The sequence below is a fragment of the Affinundibacterium seohonense genome (assembly GCF_014284305.1).
GTDB lineage: Bacteria > Pseudomonadota > Gammaproteobacteria > Burkholderiales > Burkholderiaceae_D > Undibacterium > Undibacterium seohonense.
On sequence record NZ_JACOFW010000011.1, the window covers coordinates 78,573 to 102,780 of the forward strand.

25 protein-coding genes are annotated in these 24,208 nt (G+C 46.9%); 15 read left to right on the plus strand and 10 right to left on the minus strand.

What is annotated here, in order from left to right:
• The first annotated feature begins 91 nt into the window (after positions 1 to 91).
• Genes hslV through H8K52_RS11355 form a run of 4 tightly spaced genes read left to right on the plus strand, consistent with a single transcriptional unit; the run spans position 92 to position 2,476 of the window.
• Entirely contained in the window at positions 92 to 628 is a 537-nt protein-coding gene (hslV, locus tag H8K52_RS11340) for an ATP-dependent protease subunit HslV (protein WP_186923018.1), read from the plus strand.
• A gap of 29 nt (positions 629 to 657) precedes the next feature.
• Entirely contained in the window at positions 658 to 1,998 is a 1,341-nt protein-coding gene (gene hslU, locus H8K52_RS11345) for an ATP-dependent protease ATPase subunit HslU (RefSeq protein ID WP_186923058.1), read from the plus strand.
• A gap of 29 nt (positions 1,999 to 2,027) precedes the next feature.
• On the plus strand, positions 2,028 to 2,222 hold the full coding sequence (locus H8K52_RS11350) for a hypothetical protein (RefSeq protein WP_186923019.1): 195 nt from the start codon (positions 2,028 to 2,030) through the stop codon (positions 2,220 to 2,222).
• A gap of 47 nt (positions 2,223 to 2,269) precedes the next feature.
• The gene (locus H8K52_RS11355) at positions 2,270 to 2,476 is read left to right on the plus strand and encodes a hypothetical protein (RefSeq protein WP_186923020.1); all 207 of its coding nucleotides are present in this window, start codon (positions 2,270 to 2,272) and stop codon (positions 2,474 to 2,476) included.
• Here the strand turns inward: H8K52_RS11355 and H8K52_RS11360 are convergent.
• The 5 genes from H8K52_RS11360 to H8K52_RS11380 all read right to left on the minus strand — a co-directional run bounded on the left by H8K52_RS11360 (position 2,468) and on the right by H8K52_RS11380 (position 5,449).
• Positions 2,468 to 3,463, minus strand: a complete 996-nt coding sequence (locus H8K52_RS11360; RefSeq protein WP_186923021.1) for an NAD(P)H-dependent glycerol-3-phosphate dehydrogenase — start codon at positions 3,461 to 3,463, stop codon at positions 2,468 to 2,470. The genes H8K52_RS11355 and H8K52_RS11360 overlap by 9 nt on opposite strands.
• Positions 3,464 to 3,517: 54 nt before the next feature.
• Positions 3,518 to 3,970 (minus strand): SH3 domain-containing protein, encoded by a 453-nt coding sequence (locus tag H8K52_RS11365; protein WP_186923022.1) that lies wholly within the window; start codon positions 3,968 to 3,970, stop codon positions 3,518 to 3,520.
• Positions 3,971 to 4,044: 74 nt separating this feature from the next.
• A complete protein-coding gene (gene secB / locus H8K52_RS11370) occupies positions 4,045 to 4,539 on the minus strand; it encodes a protein-export chaperone SecB (RefSeq protein WP_186923023.1) in 495 nt (164 codons plus the stop codon).
• A gap of 235 nt (positions 4,540 to 4,774) precedes the next feature.
• Positions 4,775 to 5,038, minus strand: a complete 264-nt coding sequence (grxC, locus tag H8K52_RS11375) for a glutaredoxin 3 (RefSeq protein ID WP_186923024.1) — start codon at positions 5,036 to 5,038, stop codon at positions 4,775 to 4,777.
• Between the two features lie 9 nt (positions 5,039 to 5,047).
• Positions 5,048 to 5,449, minus strand: a complete 402-nt coding sequence (locus H8K52_RS11380) for a rhodanese-like domain-containing protein (RefSeq protein WP_186923025.1) — start codon at positions 5,447 to 5,449, stop codon at positions 5,048 to 5,050.
• A gap of 157 nt (positions 5,450 to 5,606) precedes the next feature.
• On the opposite strand from H8K52_RS11380, the gene gpmA reads away from it, so the two are divergent.
• Genes gpmA through H8K52_RS11400 form a run of 4 tightly spaced genes read left to right on the plus strand, consistent with a single transcriptional unit; the run spans position 5,607 to position 10,034 of the window.
• Positions 5,607 to 6,353, plus strand: coding sequence for a 2,3-diphosphoglycerate-dependent phosphoglycerate mutase (gene gpmA, locus H8K52_RS11385; RefSeq protein WP_186923026.1), 747 nt, complete (start codon positions 5,607 to 5,609; stop codon positions 6,351 to 6,353).
• A 4-nt stretch (positions 6,354 to 6,357) separates the two neighbouring features.
• Positions 6,358 to 7,746 (plus strand): murein hydrolase activator EnvC family protein, encoded by a 1,389-nt coding sequence (locus tag H8K52_RS11390; RefSeq protein ID WP_246464460.1) that lies wholly within the window; start codon positions 6,358 to 6,360, stop codon positions 7,744 to 7,746.
• A 33-nt stretch (positions 7,747 to 7,779) separates the two neighbouring features.
• Complete coding sequence (locus H8K52_RS11395) at positions 7,780 to 9,249, plus strand: S41 family peptidase (RefSeq protein WP_186923027.1); 1,470 nt, start codon at positions 7,780 to 7,782, stop codon at positions 9,247 to 9,249.
• A gap of 32 nt (positions 9,250 to 9,281) precedes the next feature.
• The gene (locus H8K52_RS11400; RefSeq protein WP_186923028.1) at positions 9,282 to 10,034 is read left to right on the plus strand and encodes a HesA/MoeB/ThiF family protein; all 753 of its coding nucleotides are present in this window, start codon (positions 9,282 to 9,284) and stop codon (positions 10,032 to 10,034) included.
• On the opposite strand, the gene pabB is transcribed toward H8K52_RS11400, so the two are convergent.
• Positions 10,023 to 11,726 (minus strand): aminodeoxychorismate synthase component I, encoded by a 1,704-nt coding sequence (gene pabB / locus H8K52_RS11405; RefSeq protein ID WP_246464462.1) that lies wholly within the window; start codon positions 11,724 to 11,726, stop codon positions 10,023 to 10,025. The genes H8K52_RS11400 and pabB overlap by 12 nt on opposite strands.
• 477 nt (positions 11,727 to 12,203) lie before the next feature.
• Between pabB and H8K52_RS11410 the strand changes: the two genes are divergently transcribed.
• Positions 12,204 to 13,463 (plus strand): tetratricopeptide repeat protein, encoded by a 1,260-nt coding sequence (locus tag H8K52_RS11410; protein WP_186923029.1) that lies wholly within the window; start codon positions 12,204 to 12,206, stop codon positions 13,461 to 13,463.
• Positions 13,464 to 13,563: 100 nt separating this feature from the next.
• Here the strand turns inward: H8K52_RS11410 and H8K52_RS11415 are convergent, their stop codons facing one another.
• Complete coding sequence (locus tag H8K52_RS11415) at positions 13,564 to 14,022, minus strand: Lrp/AsnC ligand binding domain-containing protein (RefSeq protein ID WP_186891595.1); 459 nt, start codon at positions 14,020 to 14,022, stop codon at positions 13,564 to 13,566.
• Positions 14,023 to 14,184: 162 nt separating this feature from the next.
• Here H8K52_RS11415 and putA point away from each other — a divergent pair, with 162 nt between their 5' ends.
• Positions 14,185 to 17,829, plus strand: coding sequence for a trifunctional transcriptional regulator/proline dehydrogenase/L-glutamate gamma-semialdehyde dehydrogenase (putA, locus tag H8K52_RS11420; RefSeq protein ID WP_425507534.1), 3,645 nt, complete (start codon positions 14,185 to 14,187; stop codon positions 17,827 to 17,829).
• Positions 17,830 to 17,936: 107 nt separating this feature from the next.
• Here putA and H8K52_RS11425 read toward each other — a convergent pair whose 3' ends face one another.
• The 3 genes from H8K52_RS11425 to H8K52_RS11435 form a co-directional block, all read right to left on the minus strand.
• Complete coding sequence (locus H8K52_RS11425) at positions 17,937 to 19,472, minus strand: amidase (protein ID WP_222613761.1); 1,536 nt, start codon at positions 19,470 to 19,472, stop codon at positions 17,937 to 17,939.
• Positions 19,473 to 19,534: 62 nt separating this feature from the next.
• Positions 19,535 to 19,915, minus strand: a complete 381-nt coding sequence (locus H8K52_RS11430) for a SirB2 family protein (protein ID WP_186923031.1) — start codon at positions 19,913 to 19,915, stop codon at positions 19,535 to 19,537.
• A gap of 56 nt (positions 19,916 to 19,971) precedes the next feature.
• Positions 19,972 to 20,850, minus strand: a complete 879-nt coding sequence (locus tag H8K52_RS11435) for a PhzF family phenazine biosynthesis protein (protein ID WP_186923032.1) — start codon at positions 20,848 to 20,850, stop codon at positions 19,972 to 19,974.
• A gap of 186 nt (positions 20,851 to 21,036) precedes the next feature.
• Between H8K52_RS11435 and H8K52_RS11440 the strand changes: the two genes are divergently transcribed.
• The 5 genes from H8K52_RS11440 to H8K52_RS11460 all read left to right on the plus strand — a co-directional run bounded on the left by H8K52_RS11440 (position 21,037) and on the right by H8K52_RS11460 (position 24,206).
• Positions 21,037 to 21,525, plus strand: a complete 489-nt coding sequence (locus tag H8K52_RS11440) for an FKBP-type peptidyl-prolyl cis-trans isomerase (protein WP_246464464.1) — start codon at positions 21,037 to 21,039, stop codon at positions 21,523 to 21,525.
• 8 nt (positions 21,526 to 21,533) lie between these two features.
• Positions 21,534 to 21,734: a VF530 family protein gene (locus tag H8K52_RS11445; protein ID WP_186923033.1), complete on the plus strand. Its 201-nt coding sequence runs from the start codon at positions 21,534 to 21,536 to the stop codon at positions 21,732 to 21,734.
• 109 nt (positions 21,735 to 21,843) lie between these two features.
• The gene (locus H8K52_RS11450) at positions 21,844 to 22,329 is read left to right on the plus strand and encodes an asparaginase domain-containing protein (protein ID WP_186923034.1); all 486 of its coding nucleotides are present in this window, start codon (positions 21,844 to 21,846) and stop codon (positions 22,327 to 22,329) included.
• Positions 22,330 to 22,357: 28 nt separating this feature from the next.
• A complete protein-coding gene (locus H8K52_RS11455) occupies positions 22,358 to 22,867 on the plus strand; it encodes an EexN family lipoprotein (RefSeq protein ID WP_186923035.1) in 510 nt (169 codons plus the stop codon).
• Positions 22,868 to 22,901: 34 nt separating this feature from the next.
• Complete coding sequence (locus H8K52_RS11460; protein WP_186923036.1) at positions 22,902 to 24,206, plus strand: glycosyltransferase; 1,305 nt, start codon at positions 22,902 to 22,904, stop codon at positions 24,204 to 24,206.
• Positions 24,207 to 24,208 lie beyond the last annotated feature (2 nt).

The following is a 24,208-nucleotide window of genomic DNA, read 5'->3' on the forward strand; positions in this document are numbered from 1 at the left end:
ACCCCATTTTCATTTTCTGAGCGCGTCAGTCTTACGCTGATCGCGGCTTTCGCCTATGCTTTTGTGTAGGTAGCATATCAACGAGGACATTATGGAACAATTTCACGGCACCACAATCCTGACTGTACGCAGAGGCAATGTGGTGGCATTGGGTGGTGATGGGCAAGTCACTTTGGGCAATATCGTGATGAAAGGCACCGCACGTAAAGTGCGCAAGCTGTATCACAACAAAGTGTTAGCAGGATTTGCTGGCGGTACTGCTGACGCTTTCACCTTAATTGAGCGCTTTGAATCGAAATTAGAAAAACACCAAGGTCATTTAATGCGGGCATCGGTCGAATTGGCGAAAGATTGGCGTACAGACCGCATGTTGCGCCGGCTTGAAGCGATGTTGTTGGTGGCGGATAAAGACACGACTTTGGTGATTACCGGTAATGGTGACGTGTTAGAACCCAACGACGGTATTGGTGCGATCGGCTCCGGTGGTACATTTGCGCAATCGGCGGCGATGGCTTTGTACCACAACACGGATTTATCACCGATCGATATTGTGAAAAAGTCGCTGACAATTGCAGGCGAACTTTGTATTTACACCAATCTTTCACACACGATTGAAACTTTAGAATAATCCGTGCCTACGATATTGAGATCAAAATGATGAATATGACCCCGCAGGAAATCGTTTCCGAATTAGATAAACATGTTGTCGGCCAACATAACGCCAAACGTGCGGTGGCAATTGCCTTACGCAATCGTTGGCGCCGCCAGCAGGTTGCAGAGCCTTTGCGCTATGAAATCACGCCTAAAAATATTTTAATGATAGGTCCAACCGGTGTTGGTAAAACTGAGATCGCTCGTCGTCTCGCTAAATTGGCCGATGCGCCATTTATTAAGATCGAAGCGACTAAGTTCACCGAGGTTGGCTATGTTGGTCGCGATGTCGATACCATCATTCGTGATCTGGTCGATATTGGTATTAAACAAACGCGCGAGTCGGCAATGCGTAAAGTGCGTGCGCGTGCAGAAGATGCTGCAGAAGACCGAATTTTAGATACGCTGTTACCGCCAGCGCGAGATTTTGGCATTGGCCAAGACGCTTCGACTGAAGCTAATGCCGGCGATAATGCGACGCGCCAGACTTTCCGTAAGCGCTTGCGAGAAGGTAGTTTAGACGACAAGGAAATTGAGATCGATGTCGCAGAAGCGGCGCCACAGATGGAAATCATGGCGCCACCCGGCATGGAAGAAATGACTGAGCAAATCAAATCCATGTTTTCTGGCGTTAACAGTGGTCGTAAGAAATCGCGACGCTTGAAAATCAAAGACGCATTGAAATTGATGATAGAGGAAGAAGCCGCCAAACTCGTCAACGAAGACGAGTTGAAGCAAGACGCGATAAAAAATGTTGAACAAAACGGCATCGTCTTTTTGGATGAGATCGACAAGATCGCCTCACGTTCGGAATCTGGCGGTGCAGAGGTTTCTCGTGCTGGTGTACAACGGGACTTATTGCCTTTGGTAGAAGGCACGACAGTCAATACCAAGTTCGGCATGATTAAAACCGACCATATCTTGTTTATTGCATCCGGCGCATTTCATTTTGCTAAACCGTCTGATTTGATTCCTGAATTGCAAGGACGTTTCCCGATTCGGGTCGAGTTGGAATCCTTGTCTATCGCTGACTTTGAATGTATCTTGACCAGTACCGACGCTTGTTTAACGCGTCAATATGAAGCTTTATTGGCAACGGAAGGCGTTAAGTTAGAATTTTTACCAGAGGGTGTGCAACGTTTGGCTGGAATTGCCTATTCGGTCAATGAAACTACCGAAAACATCGGGGCTCGTCGCCTTTACACCGTGATGGAAAAATTGTTGGAGGAAATCTCTTATGATGCCCATCAAAATAGTGGGAAAACCGTGGTGATTGATGCGGCTTATGTCGAGCAGCGCTTGCAGGCGCTATCGGTGAATGAGGATTTGTCGCGCTACGTTTTATAAGCGCAGTGTGATTCAGTAGCGGGGGTGAGATGGCAAATAAATCTTTGGGAACACGTCAAAAAATGGTGTTTCGTCTCGACCCCGCCGCCACTAAGCCACGTAATCCTATAGCCGCATTGGCTAAGCGAGGTGGTGCGGGAAGCCATCAGAAAAACAGTGCGGCTTTACGACAAGCGCAAAAACAAGCCTTAAAGAAATTGCCAACCGAGGGCGATGGGGATTAAACTTCTTGGGTCGTTGCCACATCGCAATTTGATTAACGGAGTTCGTCATGTCAGGCTGCAGAAAACGTAAGTGCCTCAACAAATATCGACGTCCACTTCGGCGGCGCGACGTAGTGACGCGTATGTTGGTCGAATTGGGGATGTCTTATGCGGAGTCTTTTGGTGGCTTAAAGGCGATCGCTTTTTTACGTGAAAAAAATGTACCCGAGCCTGTGATTGCCCGGGTGATCCACAACGATTACCCCTTATATTGATTCCATTTTGGAATTGCGCGATAGCAAGCGTTCTATCATTTCGCGTGCGGCTACCTTTTCAAATAAAACCCCAGCGACAGCATCTGTAATCGGCATCTCCACTTGTAATTCATGCGCCAACGCTTTGACTGCTTGCGCGCAACGCACGCCTTCTGCCACGTGTCCTAGTTCTTGGATGATAGTCTCTAAGGATTTGCCTTCAGCGAGCGCCAGACCTACCTTGCGATTGCGTGATAAATTGCCGGTGCAGGTGAGGATTAAGTCACCTACGCCAGTGAGCCCCATCAAGGTTTCTAGTCGACCGCCAAGTGCGGTACAGAGTCGGCTGATTTCTGCCAGACCGCGTGTCATTAAAGCGGCACGTGCATTCAGACCTAAGCCCAAACCGTCGGCTACGCCCGTGGCGATAGCCATGATATTTTTGACCGCGCCACCAACTTCAACGCCAACCACATCATCGCTGGAATAGATGCGCAGACTAGGGCTATGAGCGGCTTCAACCACTAGCTGGCACAGTTCAGCAGAATGCGAGGCAATGGTGAGCGCGCACGGTAGACCTTGTGCAACCTCTTGGGCAAAGGAAGGGCCAGACAATGCGCCAGTAAGTACTTGCTCACCCATCTCTTGTTTGACGACCTGATGCGGCAATAAACGGCTACTCTCTTCGAAGCCCTTACATAACCAAACGACATGACGCAATGGGAACGCTCTACATTGCTGCAGAATCGGACGCAAACCGGATACGGAGCTGGCGATGATCAATAATCCATCATGTAATGCATGTTCGAGTGCTGCTTCAAAATCGGAAGTCGCTTGTAAATTGTTAGGCAGAGGAAAGCCAGCTAGATAGTGCCGATTTTCGCGTTGATTCTGCATGTCCGTCATAGCGGCTTGATTACGCCCCCATAATACAACTTGATTTTTGGCCGCTAGAGAAATTGCTAAGGCGGTACCCCAGGCACCAGCACCCAGAACAGTAATTTTCATAATGAATCCGTCCAACGAAGAAATTTAGGACAATGTGCGGTAAAGCTGAAAAGCCTAGAGACCCCAGACTTCACTGGTACGGACAAAACCAGCTTGACCGTCGCGGTGTTTCACTTTTACCCAAGCACCGATGGCCGGCTCCGCCATTTCTAGCAAAACATGTTTATCAGCACTAAATACCATGGCAGCAGATTCTTCAGCCGCAACGCGGATACGGGCGGTGGCCGCTTTGACGATGAGGTTGCGACGAGTGATTAAGTCTTTTGCTTCGACCCAACTTAAATCACCGCTCATGTCGCGTACCCTGCACCACGCGCCGGACGTCAAAATGACCTCGACTGGCATGCCTGCGGGAGCTACATACACTTTCATACCACGTGCGGATGGAGCATCGTACATGATGACAGGTGTGGCACCGATGGAACGGAATTCTAATGCGTGGGAAAGACCTGAGACAGAGCTTAATCCTAAAAAAACCAGGGTAGAGAGTCTGGAAATAAGGCGCATTGCGTAACCTAGGATGAAGTTCTAAAGAAAAAACCCATTATTCCTGAGGTAGGAATAATGGGTCGGTAAAACAATTAGTGCGTAGTTGCAGGTGCTGCTTCAGCGGTACCAGCCTCTGCTGCCAATTTAGCTTGTTCAGCCATGTTAGCTAAACGCTGTTGGTAGAACGCTTCGAAATTGATTTCTGTCAAATGAATCGGTGGGAAACCAGCGCGGGAAATCGCATCCGCTACGTTAGAACGCAGGTAAGGATAGATGATATTTGGGCAGCCGATGCCTAACAATGGGTCCATTTGATCTTGTGGAATATTGCGTGCTTCGAAAATACCAGCTTGTTTCGCTTCCACCAAGAATGCGACTTTATCTTTGATTTTTGCAGTCACTGTTACAGTTACTGTGGACTCAACGATGCCTTCAGCCAATGGTTCAGCAGCTACGTCTAAAGTGACTTCGATAGTTGGCGCTTCTTGCTCCAAGAAGATCGCTGGAGAGTTTGGTTGTTCGAGCGACAGATCTTTCAGATAGACGCGTTGAATTTGGAAAATTGGCTGCAAATTTTGGTCGGACATGTGAGGCTTTCTAAAAATTCTATAAATTAATCAGGAACAACTAGCTGCTTACTTAGGGACGAATAGGGATAATTCAAGTCCCATTTTCTGCCTTGTTCCATCAATGCTGCGAATAATCCATGCAAATAAATTATGCTGACAAACTAAGCAAACTAAGGTGACGAAACAGAATCAGCCTTCTATTGTAGCAAGCAGAGTCAAAAAACCGCAATCAAAGCTGCTTGTGCACTGCGTTTTATGTTGGATTTAGTAGTGAATCGAGTTTGCCAGCACGATCTAAGGCTGATAAATCGTCAAAACCGCCTACATGTGTTTCTCCTATGTAAATCTGAGGCACAGTACGGCGTCCAGTTTTTTGCATCATCGCTTCGCGAATCGCAGGGTCGAGGTCAACTCTGACTTTTTCAATCTCTTCCACGCCTTTGGACTTTAATAGGCGTTCAGCCATTACACAATATGGGCAAACGGCGGTGCTATACATCACAACATGGGCAGTCATATCAACTCCTTACTTAACTGTTGGTAAGCCCTGCGACTGCCAAGCCGCAACACCACCGTCTAAACTAAAGGTTTTTTCGAAACCAGCTTTATTCAAAATGGAAACTGCGCTACTAGAGCGCACGCCGCTGGCACAAACTGTGATTACCACATGCGCCTTAGACTTCTCGATTTCTTTCATTCTAGATTCCAATTCCTTCAGGGGAATGTTCTTAGAATTAGGCAAACGGCCGGTAGCAAACTCTTCGGCGCTACGCACATCGAGTACCAGAGTTTTACCTTGATTCATGTACTGTGTCGCTTGCAGCTGCGAGACTCGGGCGCCGCGTCTTTGCAGGCTAGGGAGTAATAAGGCACCGCCGGATATGATGGCGATAGACAGTAAAAGCAGATTGTCGCTAATGAAATTCACAGTTTTCCCGTGTTAAGAAAGTTTATAAGTGGTTAAAGACAAGCGCCTCATTATAAAATAGATGGGGAAATTAGTTTTAAACTGTTTTAAATCTTGATTTAGAACCGTCATAAGTTCCTTTCTGCTCCTCTTCAACCACAGTAAATAAGCAAATATCATGTATAAAATTGTATTGATGCGCCATGGCGAATCCACTTGGAATCTCGATAATCGTTTTACCGGCTGGACCGATGTTGATCTGACTGAAAAAGGCGTGGCCGAAGCGCGTCAAGCAGGAAAATTGCTGAAAGAAGCTGGTTTTACTTTTGATTTGGCTTACACCTCCGTCTTAAAGCGCGCGATTCGTACACTGTGGGGAACTTTGGACGAGATGGATTTGATGTGGTTGCCAGTGCAACATGATTGGCGCTTGAATGAGCGTCACTATGGCGCTTTACAAGGATTAAATAAAGCTGAGACGGCTGCTAAATATGGTGATGAACAGGTTTTGGTATGGCGCCGTAGCTATGACACGCCACCAAATCCTTTGGCTGAAGATGATGAGCGCACGTCGTTCAATGATCCACGCTATGCAAGTTTGCAGCGTGAACAAATTCCTTTGACTGAATGTTTGAAAGACACAGTAGAACGCGTGGTTCCAGCTTGGAATGACACGATCGCTCCAGCGATCCGTTCTGGCAAACGCATTATTGTTTCTGCTCATGGCAATAGTTTGCGTGCCCTAATCAAAATGTTGGACGGCATCAGTGATGCTGATATTGTGAATTTAAATATTCCAAATGGTCAGCCATTGGTCTATGAGTTAGATGCGGATTTAAAGCCGATCAAGAGTTACTACTTGGGCGATCAAGACGCGATTGCTGCGGCATTAGCGGCGGTAGCAAGTCAAGGCAAGTCGAAATAATTCGATGGCATTTTCTCCTTCGCTTCAAAATCTACAAACTGGCAAACTGTCTTTATCAAAATGGATAAAGATGGTTTGTCTTGTTTCCAGCGTGAGCTTGTGCGTTTTGCCTGGTGTCTCAAATGCACAGAGCACACGTGCCAAAGAAAAAAAACAAGCGGAAGTAAGTCGTATCGAGCTACAACAAAAGCTCAAGGCTTTAAAAAAGGACATCAGCAAAACTGAGTCCGCCAAGGAGAAAGCCAGTGATGCCTTGGAAGATTCGGAACAAGCGATTTCTGAAGCCAATCGTTCTATCCGTGATCTACAAATCGAACAGCAAGCCGCGAATGAGCGATTGCATCAATTAGTTGCCGAACAAGCTCGGCTAACCGCGCAAGTCGAGCAGCAGAAAAAACAATTGTCGGATTTCCTACGTCGCCAATACATGCATGGTGATAGCGACAGAATTAAATTGCTGTTGTCGGGAGATAACCCCAATCGTATTAACCGTGACTTGCATTACATGAGTTATGTCTCGCAGACACAAGCGAAAATGATCGCCGCTTTGCGCAACAACTTAGAGGAAATCGAAAAGAACAAACAGTCGGCGCAAGACACCAAAGACGAATTAGATGAGATCGCGCAAGAAGAGCGTGAACATAAGCAAGAACTGGAAAAAGAGAAAAAGCGACATGCGTCTTTGTTGTCGCAACTCGCCTCTAAATTACATTCCCAGAAAAAAGAAGCCGCGAACCTAGAAAAAGATGAGCAGCGTTTAAGTAATTTAGTATCTCGTTTGAACAAGTTGATGGAAGAGCAGGCCAAAGCTGAGCAGCAGCGTTTGGCGCAGTTAGAGAAACAGCGTAAAGACAAATTAGCTCAGGACAAAGCACAACGAGAGAAGAATCAAGTTGCAGGCCAAAATGCCGGTAAAGTCAGTAAAGATGTCGAAGATACTAAAGCTAGCAAAGGCATGACGGTTGAACAGACTCCCGTTCCCGGCATGTTTGATGGACAAGAATTTAATCGACTAAAAGGTCAACTTCGTTTGCCAGTGAAAGGTGAACTCATCGCCAAGTTTGGTACTAAGCGCGGCGATGGACCAAGTTGGAAAGGCTTGTTTATTAAAGCCAGCGAAGGTGCCGAGGTTAAGGCGATTGCTGCTGGCAAAGTGGTCTTTGCGGAGTGGTTACGAGGCTTTGGCAACATGATCATTCTTGATCATGGTGGTCAATATCTAAGCCTTTATAGCAATGCGCAGGCCGTACTTAAGCATGCCGGTGATGTGGTAAAAGCAGGTGATACCATTGCCAATGCTGGTAACAGCGGTGGCAATGAAGAAACCGGACTATACTTCGAAATGCGCTATAAGGGACAAGTATTTGACCCTATGGTTTGGGTTCGCAAATAAGCAATTTTTTACGGCGGCTGCCGTTTTGAGACTATGGGTAGTAAATTAAAAAGTTTTGGTTTAATCAGCTTCGGCGTTGTCGCTGGCGTTGCTGCATCTCTGCAATATTCTGCTATCGCGCAGAAAATTAATGCTATGCCTTTGCCATTAGAAAAACTCAGTGAGTTTTCCGAAATATTTGGCATGATTAAATCAGATTATGTTGAACCAGTCGAAGATGATAAATTGCTGACTGAGGCGATCAATGGCATGGTCAGTGCACTCGATCCGCATTCCGCTTATCTGGATAAAAAATCATTCAAGGAATTACGCGAAGGTACCGAAGGGAAATTCGTCGGTCTCGGTATCGAAGTCGGCATGGAAGACGGTTATGTCAAAGTGGTTTCCCCGATTGAGGACTCACCAGCGTCGCGTGCCGGCATACAACCTAGTGACTTAATTACTCGCATTGATGGTGTGCCGATTAAGGGTTTGAGTATCGATGATGCGGTCAAAAAAATGCGCGGCGAACCGAATACCAAAATTACTTTAACCATAGCGCGTAAGACTGAAGACAAGCCGATTGTGGTGACCTTGACCCGTGAATTAATTAAGCAACATAGTGTGAAGGGCAAAGTGGTTGAGCCTGGTTATGCTTGGTTGAGAATTTCCCAATTCCAAGAACCTACCCTTGATGATATGGTGAAAAAGATCAATGTCTTGTATGCGCAAGATCCAAGCCTAAAAGGCTTGGTGTTAGATCTGCGGAATGATCCGGGCGGCGTGCTTCCGGGTGCGATTGGGGTGTCTGCTGCCTTCTTGCCGAAAGACGTCGCGGTCGTTTCTACCAATGGACAAGTAGAAGACTCTAGACGTACGTATTTTGCCAAGAAAGAATTTTATCTTGGGCGTGCTGGGAGTGATCCTTTGGCGAAATTACCAGCCGCCGTAAAGAACGTGCCTATGGTGGTGTTGATTAATACTGGCTCTGCTTCCGCGTCTGAAATTGTCGCTGGTGCTTTGCAAGATTATCGCCGTGCCACTATTTTGGGGACGCAAAGTTATGGCAAAGGCTCGGTACAAACGGTGCATCAAATCACCGATGATACCGCGATCAAATTGACGACCGCCCGGTATTACACTCCATTGGGCAGAGCGATTCAGGCCAAAGGTATACAACCCGATTTGCGGGTAGAAGAAACCGCTAACGGCGATGGTTTTAACGCCCTCCGTTCGCGCGAAGCTGATTTACATAAGCATTTGAGTAATGACAAAGAAGCGGAATCTGATGCCGCAGCGGTGGATGAGCTTGAAGAAGAAAAGCGTTTAATTGAATTGGCGAAGAAAAGTGTGCCGGTTGATTTTGGCAGTAAAGACGATTTTCAATTGCGTCAGGCGCTGAACCATTTGAAGGGCTTGCCAGTGAAGGTCACACCTTTGAAAACCGCGAAGCTGGACAATGCTGGGGAAGAGGCGGCAAAAATTGCAACGCCAAAGAATAAATCCGCAACTAGTAAGCAGTAATAGTCACTCTCCACAACGATAGAATTCGAACCATGAATGATAGTCAGTTGTTGCGTTATTCGCGGCACATCTTGCTCGACCAAATCGGCATCGAAGGGCAACAAAAAATACTCGCCGCCCATGCTTTAGTGGTAGGCGCGGGCGGTTTGGGTTCGCCTGCTGCACTATATTTGGCTAGTGCTGGCATCGGCAAGTTGACCATCGTTGATGATGATACGGTTGATTTGACGAATTTACAGCGGCAGATTTTGCATACAACTGAACGAGTGGGACAAAATAAGGTCGACTCTGCCAGAATCAGTTTGCAGCAAATCAATCCTGAAGTGGAAGTGCATGCTTTGAAGGAGCGCTTACAAGGACAGCGCTTATCCGATTTGGTGGCGAGCGCCAGTGTGGTTTTAGATTGCAGTGATAATTTTGAAACTCGACATGCCGTGAATGCCGCGTGTGTCGCGCATGGTGTGCCGCTGGTGTCCGGCGCAGCGATTTCTTTTGATGGGCAACTCAGTGTATTTGACACCCGTAAAGCCAATGCGCCATGTTATGCCTGTTTATTTCCAGCGGATCAGGATGTCGAAGAAGTACGCTGTTCTACGATGGGCGTATTTTCACCTTTAGTCGGTATCATCGGTACCATACAAGCGGCTGAAGCTCTGAAACTGGTGATGGATTTAGGGCAGAGTTTAGTTGGTCGCCTGATGTTGCTTGATGCTATGTCGATGGAGTGGACTAGCATAGGTGTTAGCAAGAATGGTGACTGCCTCGTCTGTGGATCAAAACACTAGGTTTGCGGCAAGCGCGCCACGCAAAGCATTGCAGACTATGATTTCATCCGCTTGTTGTAAGTCCTTGATCGTTACTGATCGCTCACGTGCTTGCATTTGCTGATCTTCCAGTAAAACACCACGCATAATTCCCGGTAATACACCGTCGCTCAAAGGCGGGGTGAACCAATCATTTCCTATTCTGACGAATACATTACAGCGACCACCCTCGGTGATGAATCCATGTTGATTGATGAATAAACTATCGAAGGCGCCTAATCTTTCGGCGCTTTGCCAAGCTCGATCATAGATCAAGCGATGACTACTTTTATGAGCTAGGAAGATAGCGGACGTTTCACATATTTGAGATGAGATCAAGATCCGTACTGGTTCTGTAATAGGGTTCAAAACCGCATGTTGAATTTGTATTTGCCCTCTGCAGTTGAGCGACAGGCGCAATCGATAGGCAGTCTGTGGTGTGAATTGATCGCAGTATGCTTGTAATTGTCGCGCAGTGTCTTCACGATCAAATGAAAATTCAAAATAGTTGGCTGAAGTCTGTAGTCGGTTCAGATGCCGATTGAGATGTCGGCAACCGAGTTCTCGTGTCGCATACATCGTCTCAAATAATTCAAAATCTGGCGTTAAACCTGTTAAAAATTTAGCTTTCAGTGCGCACTCTGCAAACTCCTCTTGCGCCACACTGTCGTAGACGATACCAGCACCGACGCCCATCACGCCTTGTCGACAGCCTTGTGCATCCTCAGCTTGCAAGACCAAAGTTCGTATCGGTACGGATAAACAAAAATTACCGATAGCCTGTGGACTTGTAGCTGGATCGAACCAACCTATTGCACCGGTATAGACGCCCCGATCTTCTGTTTCGAGCTCGCGAATAATTTCCATGGTGCGATGTTTCGGTGCGCCAGTGATGGACCCGCAAGGAAATAGCGCTGACATGATTTGCTCCAGCTTGAGTTCAGAGCGCAATCGTGCCGTGACCGTCGAGGTCATTTGCAGCACGCTGCTAAAGCGCTGCACTTCAAACAAGGCGGGCACCGCAACACTGCCAGTTTGGGCAATACGTCCCAGATCATTGCGCAGCAAATCGACGATCATGAGATTTTCTGCGCGATTTTTCGGATCTTGGCGCAACTCTTCTGCGATCTGCTGATCACGCGCATCGTCGCCGCTTGCTGCCGCCGTTCCTTTCATCGGTTTTGCGAAGAGACCACCGTTTTGATGACGAATAAATAGTTCGGGTGATAAGGATAAAATAACGCTGCCATCAGGTAAGGCGATCAGCGCAGCAAAGGGAACCGGTTGGCGTTTGCGTAAAGCTTGATACAAAGCGATCGCTGAGCCATAGGCTTGGAAATGCAAACGATAAGTGTAATTGACCTGATAAGTGTCGCCCGCTGCAATGTAGTTACGAATTTTTTCGATAGCTTTGGCGAACAATGCCTCATCGACGTTGGTGCGAATGTCGCGAATGCCTGCATATTGTTCGGCACATTGTTGCTCAAGCCAATCGGCAACTTGCTGTCGAGTCCAGTGCTGGCATTTATTAAATATTAAGAGCTGTGAAATTTGCGCAGATTTGAGGGGAGTCGGGCGCGTTTCGATTGCTTGGAGTTGTGCCCCGGTTTCGTAACTCAAAACGGCTACTACGAAATGACCAGTCTCCAGCGCTTGTTGTGCTTGTTGCCACATCGTTGGCCATGCCTCCGCTGTGGCACAGGGAAGACAACTAATTAGACCGGAATAAAATCGCGAATCGCCAGCATCACTTTGCGCATCATCTAATAATGCGAAGCAGTCAGAATTGTTGAGTCGCAGGGAATTTGAGGAAGTTAGAGCTGACACAATACTTATACGGGATTGGAATCGGGCCTAGTTTACCCCTAGATTGCCTTCCTTGCAGTAAGGCGATTCATTTTCCTGCCTAGAATGTAAAAATAGGTAAAATTGAGTCAGACCAAGAACAAGCTTGAAACCAAAATGCTTGTGGCGCGTTAGCAGCAGAGAGCCGCAATAAACGCGCTATAATGCGCGCACATAGCGACTCCTAAAGTGGTCTCAATTCTTTAAGATGAATTTTTGATCAAAGGCAGTTGTGTACAATAATTGTTTAATCTGGGTTGTCCTGTTCATTCGCTCACTTATCTCATTTATATAAATAAAGTTATGATGAAAAAATCTCCTATCGCCTTGGCGGCCTTATTGTTAGCCCTTGGAACTGCTTCTATTTCTGTGATGCCGGTAACTGCGTATGCGCAAACTGCCGAAGAAAAGGAAAAAGAAAAAGCGAAACAAGAAGTCATACGTACGGAATGGTCGAAGCCATATACCGAAATTCAAAAATTGATGACTGACAAGCAGTATCCTGAGGCTCTCGAAAAGTTAAAAATGTTTGAAACTTCTGAGAAGAAAACGCCGTATGAAAATTTTGTCGTAAGTCGTACCAAAGCCGCCATCGCTTCCGCTATGGGTGACAATGCCTTGTTGGCGAAATGTTTTGAAGAAATGATTGCGAGCGAATTTTTGCCAGCTGAGGAGAAGTTGCGTTTCACCGAAGGTTTAGCGGGCACTTTCTATAATCTGAAGCAATACAATGACTCACAAATCTGGACCAAACGTTATCTCGCCGCAAATCCAAATCACACTGTGATGCAAGATTTGTTAGTGCAAAACTATTATTTGGTAGAAGATTTTGCGAATGCTTTAAAAGAAGTTAAAGTTCAAGTCATGGCGGACGAACAGGCCGCCAAAGTGCCAGATGAAAAGCGCCTGCGTTTGATGCATGGTTCAGCGATGAAGTTGAAAGATATCGACAGCTCAACCCTAGCATTAGAAATGTTGGTCAAATATCATCCAAACAAGGATTATTGGGCGGATTTGATGTATCGTCTAATTGCCAAACAAGGCTTTAGCGATCGTATGCGTTTGGACTGGTATCGTATTATGCTGGCTCTTGAAAACTTAGAAGATGATTCTCAGTTTATGGAAATGGCAGAAACGGCCCTCTTGGCTGGTTTGCCATTAGAAGCAAAAAATATTGTCGATGCAGCGTATAAAGGCGGTTATTTTGGTAAGGGTAAGAATCTCGCCAAACATAAGCCTTTACAAGACAAAGCGAATAAGCAAGCTGCCGACGATGCGAAATCTTTAGATGCGGGAGAGGCTTCTGCTAAAGCGGCGAAAACCGGTTTAGGTATGGTCAACATGGGCTATAACTTTGTGACGTATGGCCAATTCGAGCGCGGTATTGCTTTGATCGAAGCTGGTTTGGCAAAAGGTGGCTTGAAGTATCCCGAGGAAGCTAAATTGCACTTGGGTATGGCTTATCATAAGGCAGGTAATAAAGCGAAAGCGGCTGAAATCCTGAAAACAGTACAAGGTAATGATGGCGCGGTTGAGTTGGCGCGTTACTGGACATACATGAAGTAAATTTTGCATAGCGCATAAAAAAAGCAGTAAAGATTTTGTCTTTACTGCTTTTTGTTTATGCAGAATCGATTAACCAAGGATGTGCTGTATGGCACGCTCTTTATTTGATCGGTAAGGCTGTCGTGTTTTTGACTTCCTCCATCACGGCATAAGTATGTGTCTCACGTACGCCACTTAATTGCAGCAAGGACTTACCGAGGAAGTCGCGATAAGCGTTCATATCTTTGACGCGGGCTTTGACCAGATAGTCAAACCCCCCCGCAACCATGTGGCATTCCAGCACTTCTGGGATAGCCTGTACGCCACGTTTGAACGCGTCAAACACATCGGGGGTGGTGCGATCCAATACCACTTCGATGAACACCAGAAGTGCCACATCGAGTAAATGTGGATTAAGTTGGGCTGTATAGCCTAGAATGTAGTTTGATTCTTGCAGTTTGCGAACACGTTCCAAGCAAGCTGCTGGAGACAGGTTGACGCGCGTGGCGAGTTCTACATTACTGATGCGGCCGTCGTTTTGTAATTCGGCCAAAATTCTTTTACTGATTTTGTCTAGCATAAGAAGTTAGATAGGGTTTAAGTGGTTATTAATAATATTTGGTGGAATTCTCTCACAAAATACAATATTTCGATATACCTTGGAATTTCCAGAATTAATCCTCGCCAATGATCTATACAATTAAATCATATTTGCTTTTATAAATAAATGATGAATCCTTCCATGAACCTACCTTCAAGCACTCTCCCTTTTCAAGTCCTACAGCAAGAATTGCTGGCCAATCCCACCGAGTTACGAGTCAAAATCACTGAGGCTTATCGTCGTGATGAAGCGGATGCGGTCGCTTGGTTGTTGGCAAATTTGCAGGATATCCCTGCAGCAAAAAACAAGATTCACGAACTCGCGAAGACATTAGTCAGCTCCGTGCGCCAACAACGTACTCGTGCTTCTGGTGTTGACGCCTTGATGCACGAATTTTCATTGTCATCGGAAGAAGGTGTGGCTTTAATGTGTTTGGCGGAAGCTTTGTTGCGGATTCCCGACGCTGCGACCAAAGATCGTTTGATCGCTGACAAAATTAGCAAGGGTGACTGGCGCAAACATTTGGGCGAATCGCCATCCTTGTTTGTGAATGCCGCCACTTGGGGTTTGCTGGTCACGGGTAAATTGGTCAGCACGAATAGCGACCAAGGTTTGGGTTCTGCATTGACGCGTTTGATCGCAAAAGGTGGCGAACCTTTGATCCGCAAAGGCGTGGATCTGGCGATGCGTATGCTCGGTAATCAGTTCGTAACAGGGCAGACAATTGATGAAGCGCTGAAAAACAGTCAAGAAAATGAAGGACGCGGCTATCGTTATTCTTACGATATGCTGGGTGAAGCAGCATTGACCATGCACGACGCAGCGTTTTACTACAAAGCTTACGAAACCGCGATCCACGCGATTGGTAAGGCTTCAAACGGCCGTGGTATCAAAGATGGTCCAGGTATCTCCGTCAAACTTTCCGCCTTGCATCCACGCTATTCGCGTGCGCAACGTGCTCGCACGATGGAAGAATTGCTGCCTTTACTCAAAAAATTACTGGTGTTGGCGAAGCAATACAACATCGGCTTGAATATCGATGCAGAAGAAACCGATCGCTTGGAGTTGTCCTTAGATTTAATGGAAGCACTGGCTTTCGACAAAGATTTAGAAGGTTTTGAAGGCATCGGTTTTGTGGTTCAGGCCTACCAAAAGCGCTGCCCGTTTGTGATTGACTATTTGATTGATCTGGCGCGTCGTAGTGGCCGTAAATTCATGGTGCGTTTGGTCAAAGGTGCGTATTGGGATTCGGAAATCAAACGTGCGCAAGTGGATGGCATGCCGGGCTTCCCAGTTTACACACGCAAGGTTTACACCGACGTGTCTTACTTGATGTGCGCGCAAAAATTATTGGCAGTCACGGATGTGATTTACCCACAATTCGCAACGCACAATGCCTTAACACTGTCGACGATTTACAGCTGGGCGCAAGAAGCCAAAGTCACCGATTACGAATTTCAATGTCTGCACGGCATGGGCGAAACTTTGTACGATCAAGTGGTCGGCGCGGATAAATTGAATAAGCCTTGCCGTATTTATGCACCAGTTGGATCACATCAAACTTTGTTGGCGTATTTAGTTCGTCGTTTGCTAGAAAACGGTGCAAACTCTTCCTTCGTGAATCAAATCGTTGATGAAAAAATCTCGATAGATTCTTTGATTGAAGACCCGATCAGCATCGCCACTAAACTCGCAGGCAAGATGCATAGTGGCATCAATTTGCCAGCAAACCTGTTCGGCAAAGAACGTCAAAATTCTGCTGGTATGGATTTCAGCAATGAATTGCAATTGCAAAAAATCAGCGCGCATTTCAGCGCATTCAGTCAGCAATCCTTGACAGCGACACCGCTATTGGCAGGCTCAGTTTCGGCGACTTCTGCACGCCCAGTTTTGAATCCCGCGAACCACAGCGATGTTGTCGGTCAGGTCATCGAAGCTGATGCAAACGACGTACAAACTGCTTTGGCAGCAGCACAAGCCTATGCGGCAGAGTGGCAAAATCAAACGCCAGCCGCACGAGCAGCGTGCTTGAGTAAAGCTGGTGATTTGTTAGAAGCACAGACTTTAGATTTCATGGCATTGGCAATTCGTGAAGCAGGTAAGTCTTTGCCGAATGCTTTAGCCGAAGTGCGTGAGGCTGTCGATTTCTTGCGCTATTACGCCGCACAAGTTGAAAATCAACCTCAAACGCAGGCTCTGGGTCCAGTGGTTTGTATCAGCCCATGGAATTTCCCACTCGCGATTTTCATCGGTGAAGTGAGTGCCGCTTTGGCTGCAGGTAACGTCGTGTTGGCGAAACCTGCGGAACAAACACCATTGATCGCACATCGTGCAATTCAACTGATGCATGAAGCTGGGGTACCAGTCGGTGCATTGCAATTCTTACCTGGTTCAGGCGAAGTCGTGGGTGCGCAATTGGTGGCAGATAGCCGCGTCAAAGGCGTGATCTTTACTGGCTCGACCGAAGTTGCGCAGATCATTAATCGCACCTTGGCAAAACGTTCTGTCGCTGAAGGCATTGATATTCCTTTGATCGCTGAAACTGGTGGTCAGAACGCGATGATCGTCGACAGTAGTGCCTTGCCAGAACAAGTCGTGAATGATGTGTTGTCATCGGCCTTCGATAGTGCAGGTCAACGTTGCTCAGCTTTGCGTGTATTGTGCTTGCAAGAAGATATCGCTGATAAAACAATGGAAATGTTACGCGGTGCAATGCAAGAATTGCGCGTGGGTATTCCTGATCGTTTGGCAACCGATATTGGTCCGGTGATCGATGCAGAAGCGCAAAAAAATCTGCAAAGTCATATCGACGCCATGCGTAGCAAAGCTAAATCTTTCTACAGCTTGGAATTACCAGCAAGTTGCAGCAACGGCACTTTCGTGGCACCAACCGTGATGGAAATTAAATCGTTGTCTGAGTTGACCAAAGAGGTGTTCGGCCCAGTTTTACACGTCTTGCGTTATCACCGTGATCAATTGCCAGCTTTGGTTGATGCGATTAACGCGACGGGTTTTGGTTTGACTTTGGGTGTGCATTCTCGCATCGATGAAACCATCGAATTCATCACACAACGCGCGCATGTCGGCAATATCTATGTGAACCGTAACATCGTTGGCGCTGTGGTTGGCGTACAGCCATTTGGTGGTGAAGGTAAGTCTGGTACTGGTCCAAAAGCGGGTGGTCCTTTGTATCTGAAACGCTTGCAACACAATCCGGTGATGAGCTTCAGTGGCAACACCGTTTATGAAAAACAAGCGCCAGTTGCACTCGATGCTTTTACTGTCTGGGCGAAAACCCATGGTCATGCGGATGTTGCTTTGTTGGCTGAACAATACGCACGTCTCAATCCTTATAAGATGACGATGTTGTTGCCTGGCCCAACTGGTGAAACCAATACGCTGGCGTTTGCTTCGCGCGGTAGTGTGTTCTGTGCAGCAAGCGATGTTGCGACTTTGCTCAATCAAATCGCCGCAGTTCTCGCAACGGGTAATACGGTTGTGTTGGAAGACAAAACTAAGGCTTTGTTGCCAGCAGATTTGCCGAAATTGGTCAGCGATGCGATTAGCGTCGGTACTTCTGAACACGTGCACTTTGCACTGCTTGGCCGTGATATTGCAGCCAGCTACAAAGTGGCATTAGCCCAGCAAACTGGTGCGATTGTTTGTATCGCGGAGTGTGATGCGAAGACAGAATTGCCGTTATGGCGTTTGGTCGCAGAACGCGCTTTGTGTGTTAATACGACGGCCGCGGGTGGTAATGCTAGCTTGATGAGTTTACAGAGCTAATTATCTTGCATGGAAAAAAGCCGCAGCCCAATTTGGGTTGCGGCTTTTTTGTGTCTATTGAATTTGAAATTAAGACTGAAACTAAAACTAAAACTCAATTTAGATTTTTATTTCAACAAATTGGGCGCAGGCAAAGCAGGTCGCGCTTGCTCAAACGCATATCCTATCTTCAATAAACTCGCATCGCTCCATGCACCAGCAAAGAAGGACAAACCAACCGGCAAACCTTTCACCAAACCCATAGGCACTGTCAAATGCGGGTAACCTGCAATGGCTGCCGGAGAGCTTGCGCTGCCAGTGATGGCATCGCCTTTTTTGTAGTTGATATCCCAAGCTGGGCTTGTGGTTGGTGCGATTAGGGCATCGAGTTGGTGTTTTTTCAGCGCGGCATCGATGCCTTCTGGGCCTGATAAACGCTTGGCGTTTGCACTGGCGTCGAGGTAGGCTTTGTCAGTTAATGCACCAGCTTTTGCTTGTGTGTACAGCATAATTTCTTGACCAAAATGCGGCATCACTTGTTTCGCATTTTTCTTATTGAACGCGATCACATCCGCCATGCTGCGTGTGGTTACGGTGCTTGGCGTGTTGGCGAGATAAGCATTGAGATCGGCTTTGAATTCATAAACCAAGACGATGTACTCATCTTTGCCTGCCTTTTCCATGTTCGGGATCTCGACTTGATCGACGATGACGGCACCTTGTGCTTTGAGGATCTCCACGCTACTCTTGAAGAGCGCCAACGTTTGTTTGTCGTAGCCTTTGACGAGAGCACTGACAATACCGATGCGTTTACCTTTGAGTGCTTGCGCATCTAAGCCCTTTGTGTAATCCGTTTGATGTTGATCGGCTGCGAGAGTGGCGGGATCGCTCGCATCACTACCTGTTATTACGTTCATCAACAGTGCTGCATCGCGCACGCTTAAGGTCATGGGGCCAGCGGTATCTTGACTATGGGAGAGTGGAACGACACCACTGCGACTGACTAAACCTAAGGTGGGCTTTAGACCGACTAAGCCATTGATCGCGGCTGGGCACACGATAGAGCCATCGGTTTCCGTGCCGATCGCGGCGGGAATTAAGCGTGCCGCAACTGCCGCGCCAGAGCCAGAGCTAGAGCCACAAGGCGTTTTATTCAGATTGTAGGGGTTGCGGGTTTGCCCGCCAACGCTGCTCCAACCACTGGTGGCCTTAGATGAACGAAAATTCGCCCATTCACTCAGATTGGTTTTTCCTGCCAGTACGGCGCCAGCCGCACGTAACTTAGCGACGAGAAATGCATCGCTGCTTGCCATATTATTTGCTAAGGCCAGAGAACCGGCTGTGGTTGGCATGCCTTGAATTGCGATATTGTCTTTGACCATGATCGGTAAGCCTTGCAAGATCAGACGAGGATTTTTGTTGGTATCTGCCAACATCGCATCTTGTTTAGCTTCGGCACGCACTGCGCTAATGGCTGCGACTCGTGGATTGAGTTTGTCACTGCGGGTTTGATACTGTTCCAGAATTTTGACTGCTGTGGTTTTACCCGATTGCAGATCTTCCTTTAATTGGTGCAAATCTTCGGTGCTTTGCGCATAAATTGCGCCACTGAAAGTCATACAAGCTAGGGTCACGCTGAGGGCGAGGTGTTTTTGCTTTTGCATCATGTCTCCGGTGTTTGTTTTTGTTGAATAATTTAATTGCAATTGGATGTGTATCGCCTGATTTAGTTCATAAATGGGGCGACTTGCTTGCTGATTGCCACCATCAGGATATAGGCAAAGCAAGCGAGCGCCAGCGCAAAACTGAGGTTTTGTGCGTGTGCGCTTTGTGCTCGTTTGATGGCAAAAGTGCCAGCAAGAATATAGGCCAATAGCGCCAGAATTTTTGCTGCTAACCAGTGTTGTTCAAACGGATTGATGCTGGCAATAATCGCCATGCCGATGGCACTTCCTAATAAGACCGTGTCAATTGTGTGAGGTAAGATTTTGACCCATTTTTTTTGTAACATACCTGAGTTTTGCTTACGCCAATAAAAGCGGGTAACGAAGAACACGATGCTGAGGGTGATGCAAGTCAGATGTAGATGTTTTAAGGGAAGGTACATGGGTTCTATCTCGCTTTTTTGAATGATCAGTGGCGAATTCTATTTGAAATGCGGGTTTATTGTTGTGGCATTGCTTCTAAGTAGCCCGCGCTGACGCCGCACACAGCGCCACTGACCAGAATCTCACCATCAGGGGTTTTTTCGACCGTTAAGAGACTAGGACGTTGGCGGAAGCGCCCTTGATGAATTTGAATAAGTTGATCGGCTTTTACTATGTCATGTTCATAAAGATACGCGGCTGCCGGACCAGCGGCGCTACCAGTGGCGATATCCTCGACTTTGCCGGTATTGTCCCAAGTTCGAATTTCGCGGTTTTGGATATCAAAAATAAACACGAATTTGGCATTGAGCTTCGCTAATTCTTGTTCTAGATCTGTGCCGCAAAATTGCACCTTATCGATCGCGCTACTGTGTATTGGTAGAATTAAATAATCTAAGCCCGTAGAGATCACTTGTGGCGGCAATTCTTGGATTAAATCAGTTACTTGTAAGCCCATTCTTTGTAAGATGCTGTTGACGGCATGGTGCGTCAGTGTCCCTTGGACGACTGGCCTCCCTTGATTCATCTGACACAGAAAATGATCGCCAAGTTGCTTGCTAGAGACGGCGATTTTACGCTCACCCACTTTGATAGACCACATACATTCGGGGTCTTGACTGGCGTGCGTCCGATGCAATATTGCCGCCGCGCCTAGCATAGGATGACCAGCAAATGGCCATTCTTCTTCCACTGTAAAAATTCTGGCGGTCGCGCTGTAAGTCTTTTTGGTTTGAATGTGCGACAAAAAGATAGATTCAAATTGCTGCATCTCTTGCGTGAGGGTCTGCATGAATTCGGTTGACCAGTTTTCTGTATGTAAAAGCACCGCCAAACCATTGCCGCTATACGGTCTGTTGGCAAAGACATCAACATGAAAATAATTGAACGCGGGCATAGAGATGAGCAATAAATGAAAATAGTATTTTAATATGGTTGTGAATTTGTCCGGTAAGCTTCATTCACTTGTCTTTCCCGAAGCTCAGCATCGGCTTGGCCTTCTGAAAATGTCGACTAGTTTCAAGCGGATTTCGATTATCATGCAGGCTATTGCCCTGTGATTCATTTTATTCTGGATAGATTTATGAAATTAGCTTCTTTTTTATTGATGGCGGCATCTTGTCTTACGACAGGAATGACGCACGCACAAAACGTCAACGCGACCAACCCTGCGGACACAGCAGCCGCTAGTGCGCCATTAAGCACGACACCAGCGCCATTACATATTACTAAACTTGGCATTACCGATACGTTGGAGGGCACTGGTGATGCGGTGGTTAATGGCAATCTGGTTGAGGTACATTACACTGGTTGGCTCTACAATCATAAAGCTTGGAATTTAAAGGGAGCACAGTTTGATACGTCGCGTGCGAGTGGTACGCCTTTGGCATTGACCGTGGGTGCAAAACAGGTCATTCGCGGTTGGGATATGGGTTTGTTGGGAATGAAAGTCGGTGGTAAACGCACTTTGATGATCCCTGCTTACCTCGCTTATAGCACGCAAGGTTCTGGCAATATTCCGCCAAATACGCATTTGGTTTTTGAAGTTGAACTCGTCTCACTCAAAAAGTAAGTCAGACGATGGCACGCAGTTTACAAGGTAAAACTTTAGAAACGATCTTGACTGAGTTGGTCGAGGTCTATGGCTGGGACGGCTTGGCGCAACGGATCGCAATCCAATGTTTTGTCAACGATCCCAGCATCAAATCGAGCTTGAAATTTTTGCGAAAAACCCCCTGGGCAAGAGCGAAAGTTGAGTTACTGTTTGTCAGTTTGCCATAGCGTCAACAAGACTAAAAAATGCTTGCGCTGACATGCGCAAATTGACAGTCCATGCACCATCACCCATACTCCTAGTACCACTTTCTTTGCAGTTAATAAGGACATTTGTATGACACTCCGTATCATCGCCACTGGCGGCACATTTGATAAACATTATGATGAATTGGCAGGTAAGCTGACTTTTCATGAAAGTCATTTGCCAGAGGTATTGAAACGCGCGCGTTTGACTGTGCCAGTAGAGTTAGAAGTGCGTCCCCTGATTGATTCTTTAGACATGGTTGATCAAGATCGTAAAGACATTCTAGAGTCTTGTGAAAAATCGCCAGAAAGAGCCATCGTGATTATTCATGGCACCGACACCATGCGTGAAACCGCGCATGTTTTAGGTACGGCTAAGCTCGACAAAGTGATCATATTTACAGGCGCCATGATTCCTTATGGTGTAACCAATTCCGATGCATTTTTTAATCTGGGCTTTGCTTGCGCCGCTGCGCAATTGATGCCAGCTGGGGTGTATGTTGCCATGAATGGTCAAGTTTTCCCTTGGGATAATGTGAAAAAAGATCGTAGTGTTGGGGTCTTCGTCCCTAACTAAATAGCCCATTTTTTTCTGGAAGCCAATGATGAAACGCCTACTCTCTATTCTTCTCTGCTGCGGCTTGTTCATGCTTACAGGCTGTCAAAAAAATGTGCAAGTGCGTTTTGATTCGGTGTATTTTTTTCAGACGGAAGAAGATCTGCAAAAGAAAAAAATTAACCTCGAACAGTTATCGCAATACACCAGGATTTTACAGACCCAAGTCGCAAAGGTCATGCAAAAGGGACAGACGACACCCGGCAATGGCTACATCGTGGTGGCGGTGCGATCTGATCAAGAAGTCGCGGTATGGTTAGATATGGAACCAGTTTTGCACGAATACTATGATTATGAGATCGTCGAGGCGATAAAGAAAATGCGTCCCTTTGACGTCGATACCGGCATCATGGTATTTGCGATCAAGATGGCGATTGACACGCCTAAGCACACCAACAAGGCAATTCCAGAACCCAAAGACTGGATAGAGGCCAAGAAAAAAGTTGGCGACCCGAATGATGTTGAACAAATCGTGCTCTCGATTTGGCCGGAAGAATAACTCGCTGGCAAAATCGTCTTCTCAGCTCTAACGTATGACCATCCAAAAAGTTTTATATCTCGGCTATGTCTGGCCAGAGCCGAATTCGTCTGCCGCTGGCAGCCGTACTATGGAATTTTTGTGCTTGTTTCGTCAGCAAAGCTGGCAAGTGATTTTTGCTTCGGTCGCTGCTTTATCTCCGCATCGCGCTGATCTGTCTGCATTGCAAATTGAAGAAAAACAATTAACGCTCAACTGCGATAGTTTCGATGAATTTGTACGTGACTATCAACCTGATCTGGTGGTATTCGACCGCTTCTTTACCGAAGAACAATTTGGCTGGCGGGTTGAGCGTCAGGTACCAAATGCACTGCGCGTTTTAGATACCTGCGACTTGCATAGCTTGCGCGAGGCGCGTCAACAAATTTTGAAGCAGCAATTGCAGGCTTGCCACAACGAGCGTGAGCGGCATTTGGTGTTGCAGGCAGAATGTGATACTTCAGTTTTGGTGCAGCAGATGGCGCAGAGTGATCTTGCGCAACGTGAGATTGCGGCAATTTATCGATGCGACCTGAGTTTGATGATTTCGCGTTTCGAGACCGAATTATTGCGCGATGCCTTCGCCTTACCAGCCTACTTATTGTGTGAAAACAATCTGATGTTGACATCGGTGGTAAATGAATCACCTGATTTCCAACACCGACAAGGCTTTATCAGCATAGGTAATTTCCGACATGCGCCAAATTGGGATGCGGTTTTGTATTTGAAGCAAGCGGTATGGCCACGTCTGCGCGCCAAGATGCCAGACGCGCAAATTCAGATTTACGGTTCTTATCCGCCACCAAAGGCAATTGCTCTGCATCAGCCCGACCAGGGCTTTCATGTGCGTGGCTGGGCCGAAGACGCGCAACAAGTGATGGCTACGGCACGTGTGTGTTTAGCACCCTTGCGATTTGGTGCGGGCATCAAGGGTAAGCTGGCGGATGCGATGGCATGTGGTACGCCCAGCGTCACTACCAGCATTGGTGCTGAGTCTATGCACGGCGATTTAGCTTGGGGTGGTGTGATTGCGGATCAGTTAGAAGACTTTGTGGATGCTGCAATTTTATTGGTGAGCGATGAAGCGCAATGGCAATTGGCGCAACAGCGTGGACAGCAAATTTTGCTAGACCATTTTGATCGCCAATCTGCCGAACTGGATTTTATCGCAGCGATCTTACAGGCTCGTGAACAACAGGCTGCGCGACGCTTACAAAATTTTACTGGTGCCATGTTAAGACATCACAGTATGAAAAGTACGCAGTATATGTCGCAGTGGATACAGCTAAAAAATCAGAGCATCACGTACAGTACACCATGAGC

Coding starts and splice junctions, on each gene's coding strand:
- H8K52_RS11350 (WP_186923019.1), top strand. CDS start 2,028: ATGGCAAATAAATCTTTGGGAACACGTCAAAAAATGGTGTTTCGTCTC.
- H8K52_RS11400 (WP_186923028.1), top strand. CDS start 9,282: ATGAATGATAGTCAGTTGTTGCGTTATTCGCGGCACATCTTGCTCGAC.
- H8K52_RS11450 (WP_186923034.1), top strand. CDS start 21,844: ATGACACTCCGTATCATCGCCACTGGCGGCACATTTGATAAACATTAT.
- H8K52_RS11390 (WP_246464460.1), top strand. CDS start 6,358: ATGGCATTTTCTCCTTCGCTTCAAAATCTACAAACTGGCAAACTGTCT.
- hslV (WP_186923018.1), top strand. CDS start 92: ATGGAACAATTTCACGGCACCACAATCCTGACTGTACGCAGAGGCAAT.
- H8K52_RS11355 (WP_186923020.1), top strand. CDS start 2,270: ATGTCAGGCTGCAGAAAACGTAAGTGCCTCAACAAATATCGACGTCCA.
- secB (WP_186923023.1), bottom strand. CDS start 4,539: ATGTCCGACCAAAATTTGCAGCCAATTTTCCAAATTCAACGCGTCTAT.
- H8K52_RS11395 (WP_186923027.1), top strand. CDS start 7,780: ATGGGTAGTAAATTAAAAAGTTTTGGTTTAATCAGCTTCGGCGTTGTC.
- gpmA (WP_186923026.1), top strand. CDS start 5,607: ATGTATAAAATTGTATTGATGCGCCATGGCGAATCCACTTGGAATCTC.
- H8K52_RS11460 (WP_186923036.1), top strand. CDS start 22,902: ATGACCATCCAAAAAGTTTTATATCTCGGCTATGTCTGGCCAGAGCCG.
- grxC (WP_186923024.1), bottom strand. CDS start 5,038: ATGACTGCCCATGTTGTGATGTATAGCACCGCCGTTTGCCCATATTGT.
- H8K52_RS11445 (WP_186923033.1), top strand. CDS start 21,534: ATGGCACGCAGTTTACAAGGTAAAACTTTAGAAACGATCTTGACTGAG.
- H8K52_RS11440 (WP_246464464.1), top strand. CDS start 21,037: ATGAAATTAGCTTCTTTTTTATTGATGGCGGCATCTTGTCTTACGACA.
- H8K52_RS11415 (WP_186891595.1), bottom strand. CDS start 14,022: ATGCTAGACAAAATCAGTAAAAGAATTTTGGCCGAATTACAAAACGAC.
- hslU (WP_186923058.1), top strand. CDS start 658: ATGAATATGACCCCGCAGGAAATCGTTTCCGAATTAGATAAACATGTT.
- H8K52_RS11435 (WP_186923032.1), bottom strand. CDS start 20,850: ATGCCCGCGTTCAATTATTTTCATGTTGATGTCTTTGCCAACAGACCG.
- H8K52_RS11425 (WP_222613761.1), bottom strand. CDS start 19,472: ATGCAAAAGCAAAAACACCTCGCCCTCAGCGTGACCCTAGCTTGTATG.
- H8K52_RS11410 (WP_186923029.1), top strand. CDS start 12,204: ATGAAAAAATCTCCTATCGCCTTGGCGGCCTTATTGTTAGCCCTTGGA.
- H8K52_RS11365 (WP_186923022.1), bottom strand. CDS start 3,970: ATGCGCCTTATTTCCAGACTCTCTACCCTGGTTTTTTTAGGATTAAGC.
- H8K52_RS11430 (WP_186923031.1), bottom strand. CDS start 19,915: ATGTACCTTCCCTTAAAACATCTACATCTGACTTGCATCACCCTCAGC.
- putA (WP_425507534.1), top strand. CDS start 14,185: ATGAACCTACCTTCAAGCACTCTCCCTTTTCAAGTCCTACAGCAAGAA.
- pabB (WP_246464462.1), bottom strand. CDS start 11,726: ATGTGGCAACAAGCACAACAAGCGCTGGAGACTGGTCATTTCGTAGTA.
- H8K52_RS11455 (WP_186923035.1), top strand. CDS start 22,358: ATGAAACGCCTACTCTCTATTCTTCTCTGCTGCGGCTTGTTCATGCTT.
- H8K52_RS11360 (WP_186923021.1), bottom strand. CDS start 3,463: ATGAAAATTACTGTTCTGGGTGCTGGTGCCTGGGGTACCGCCTTAGCA.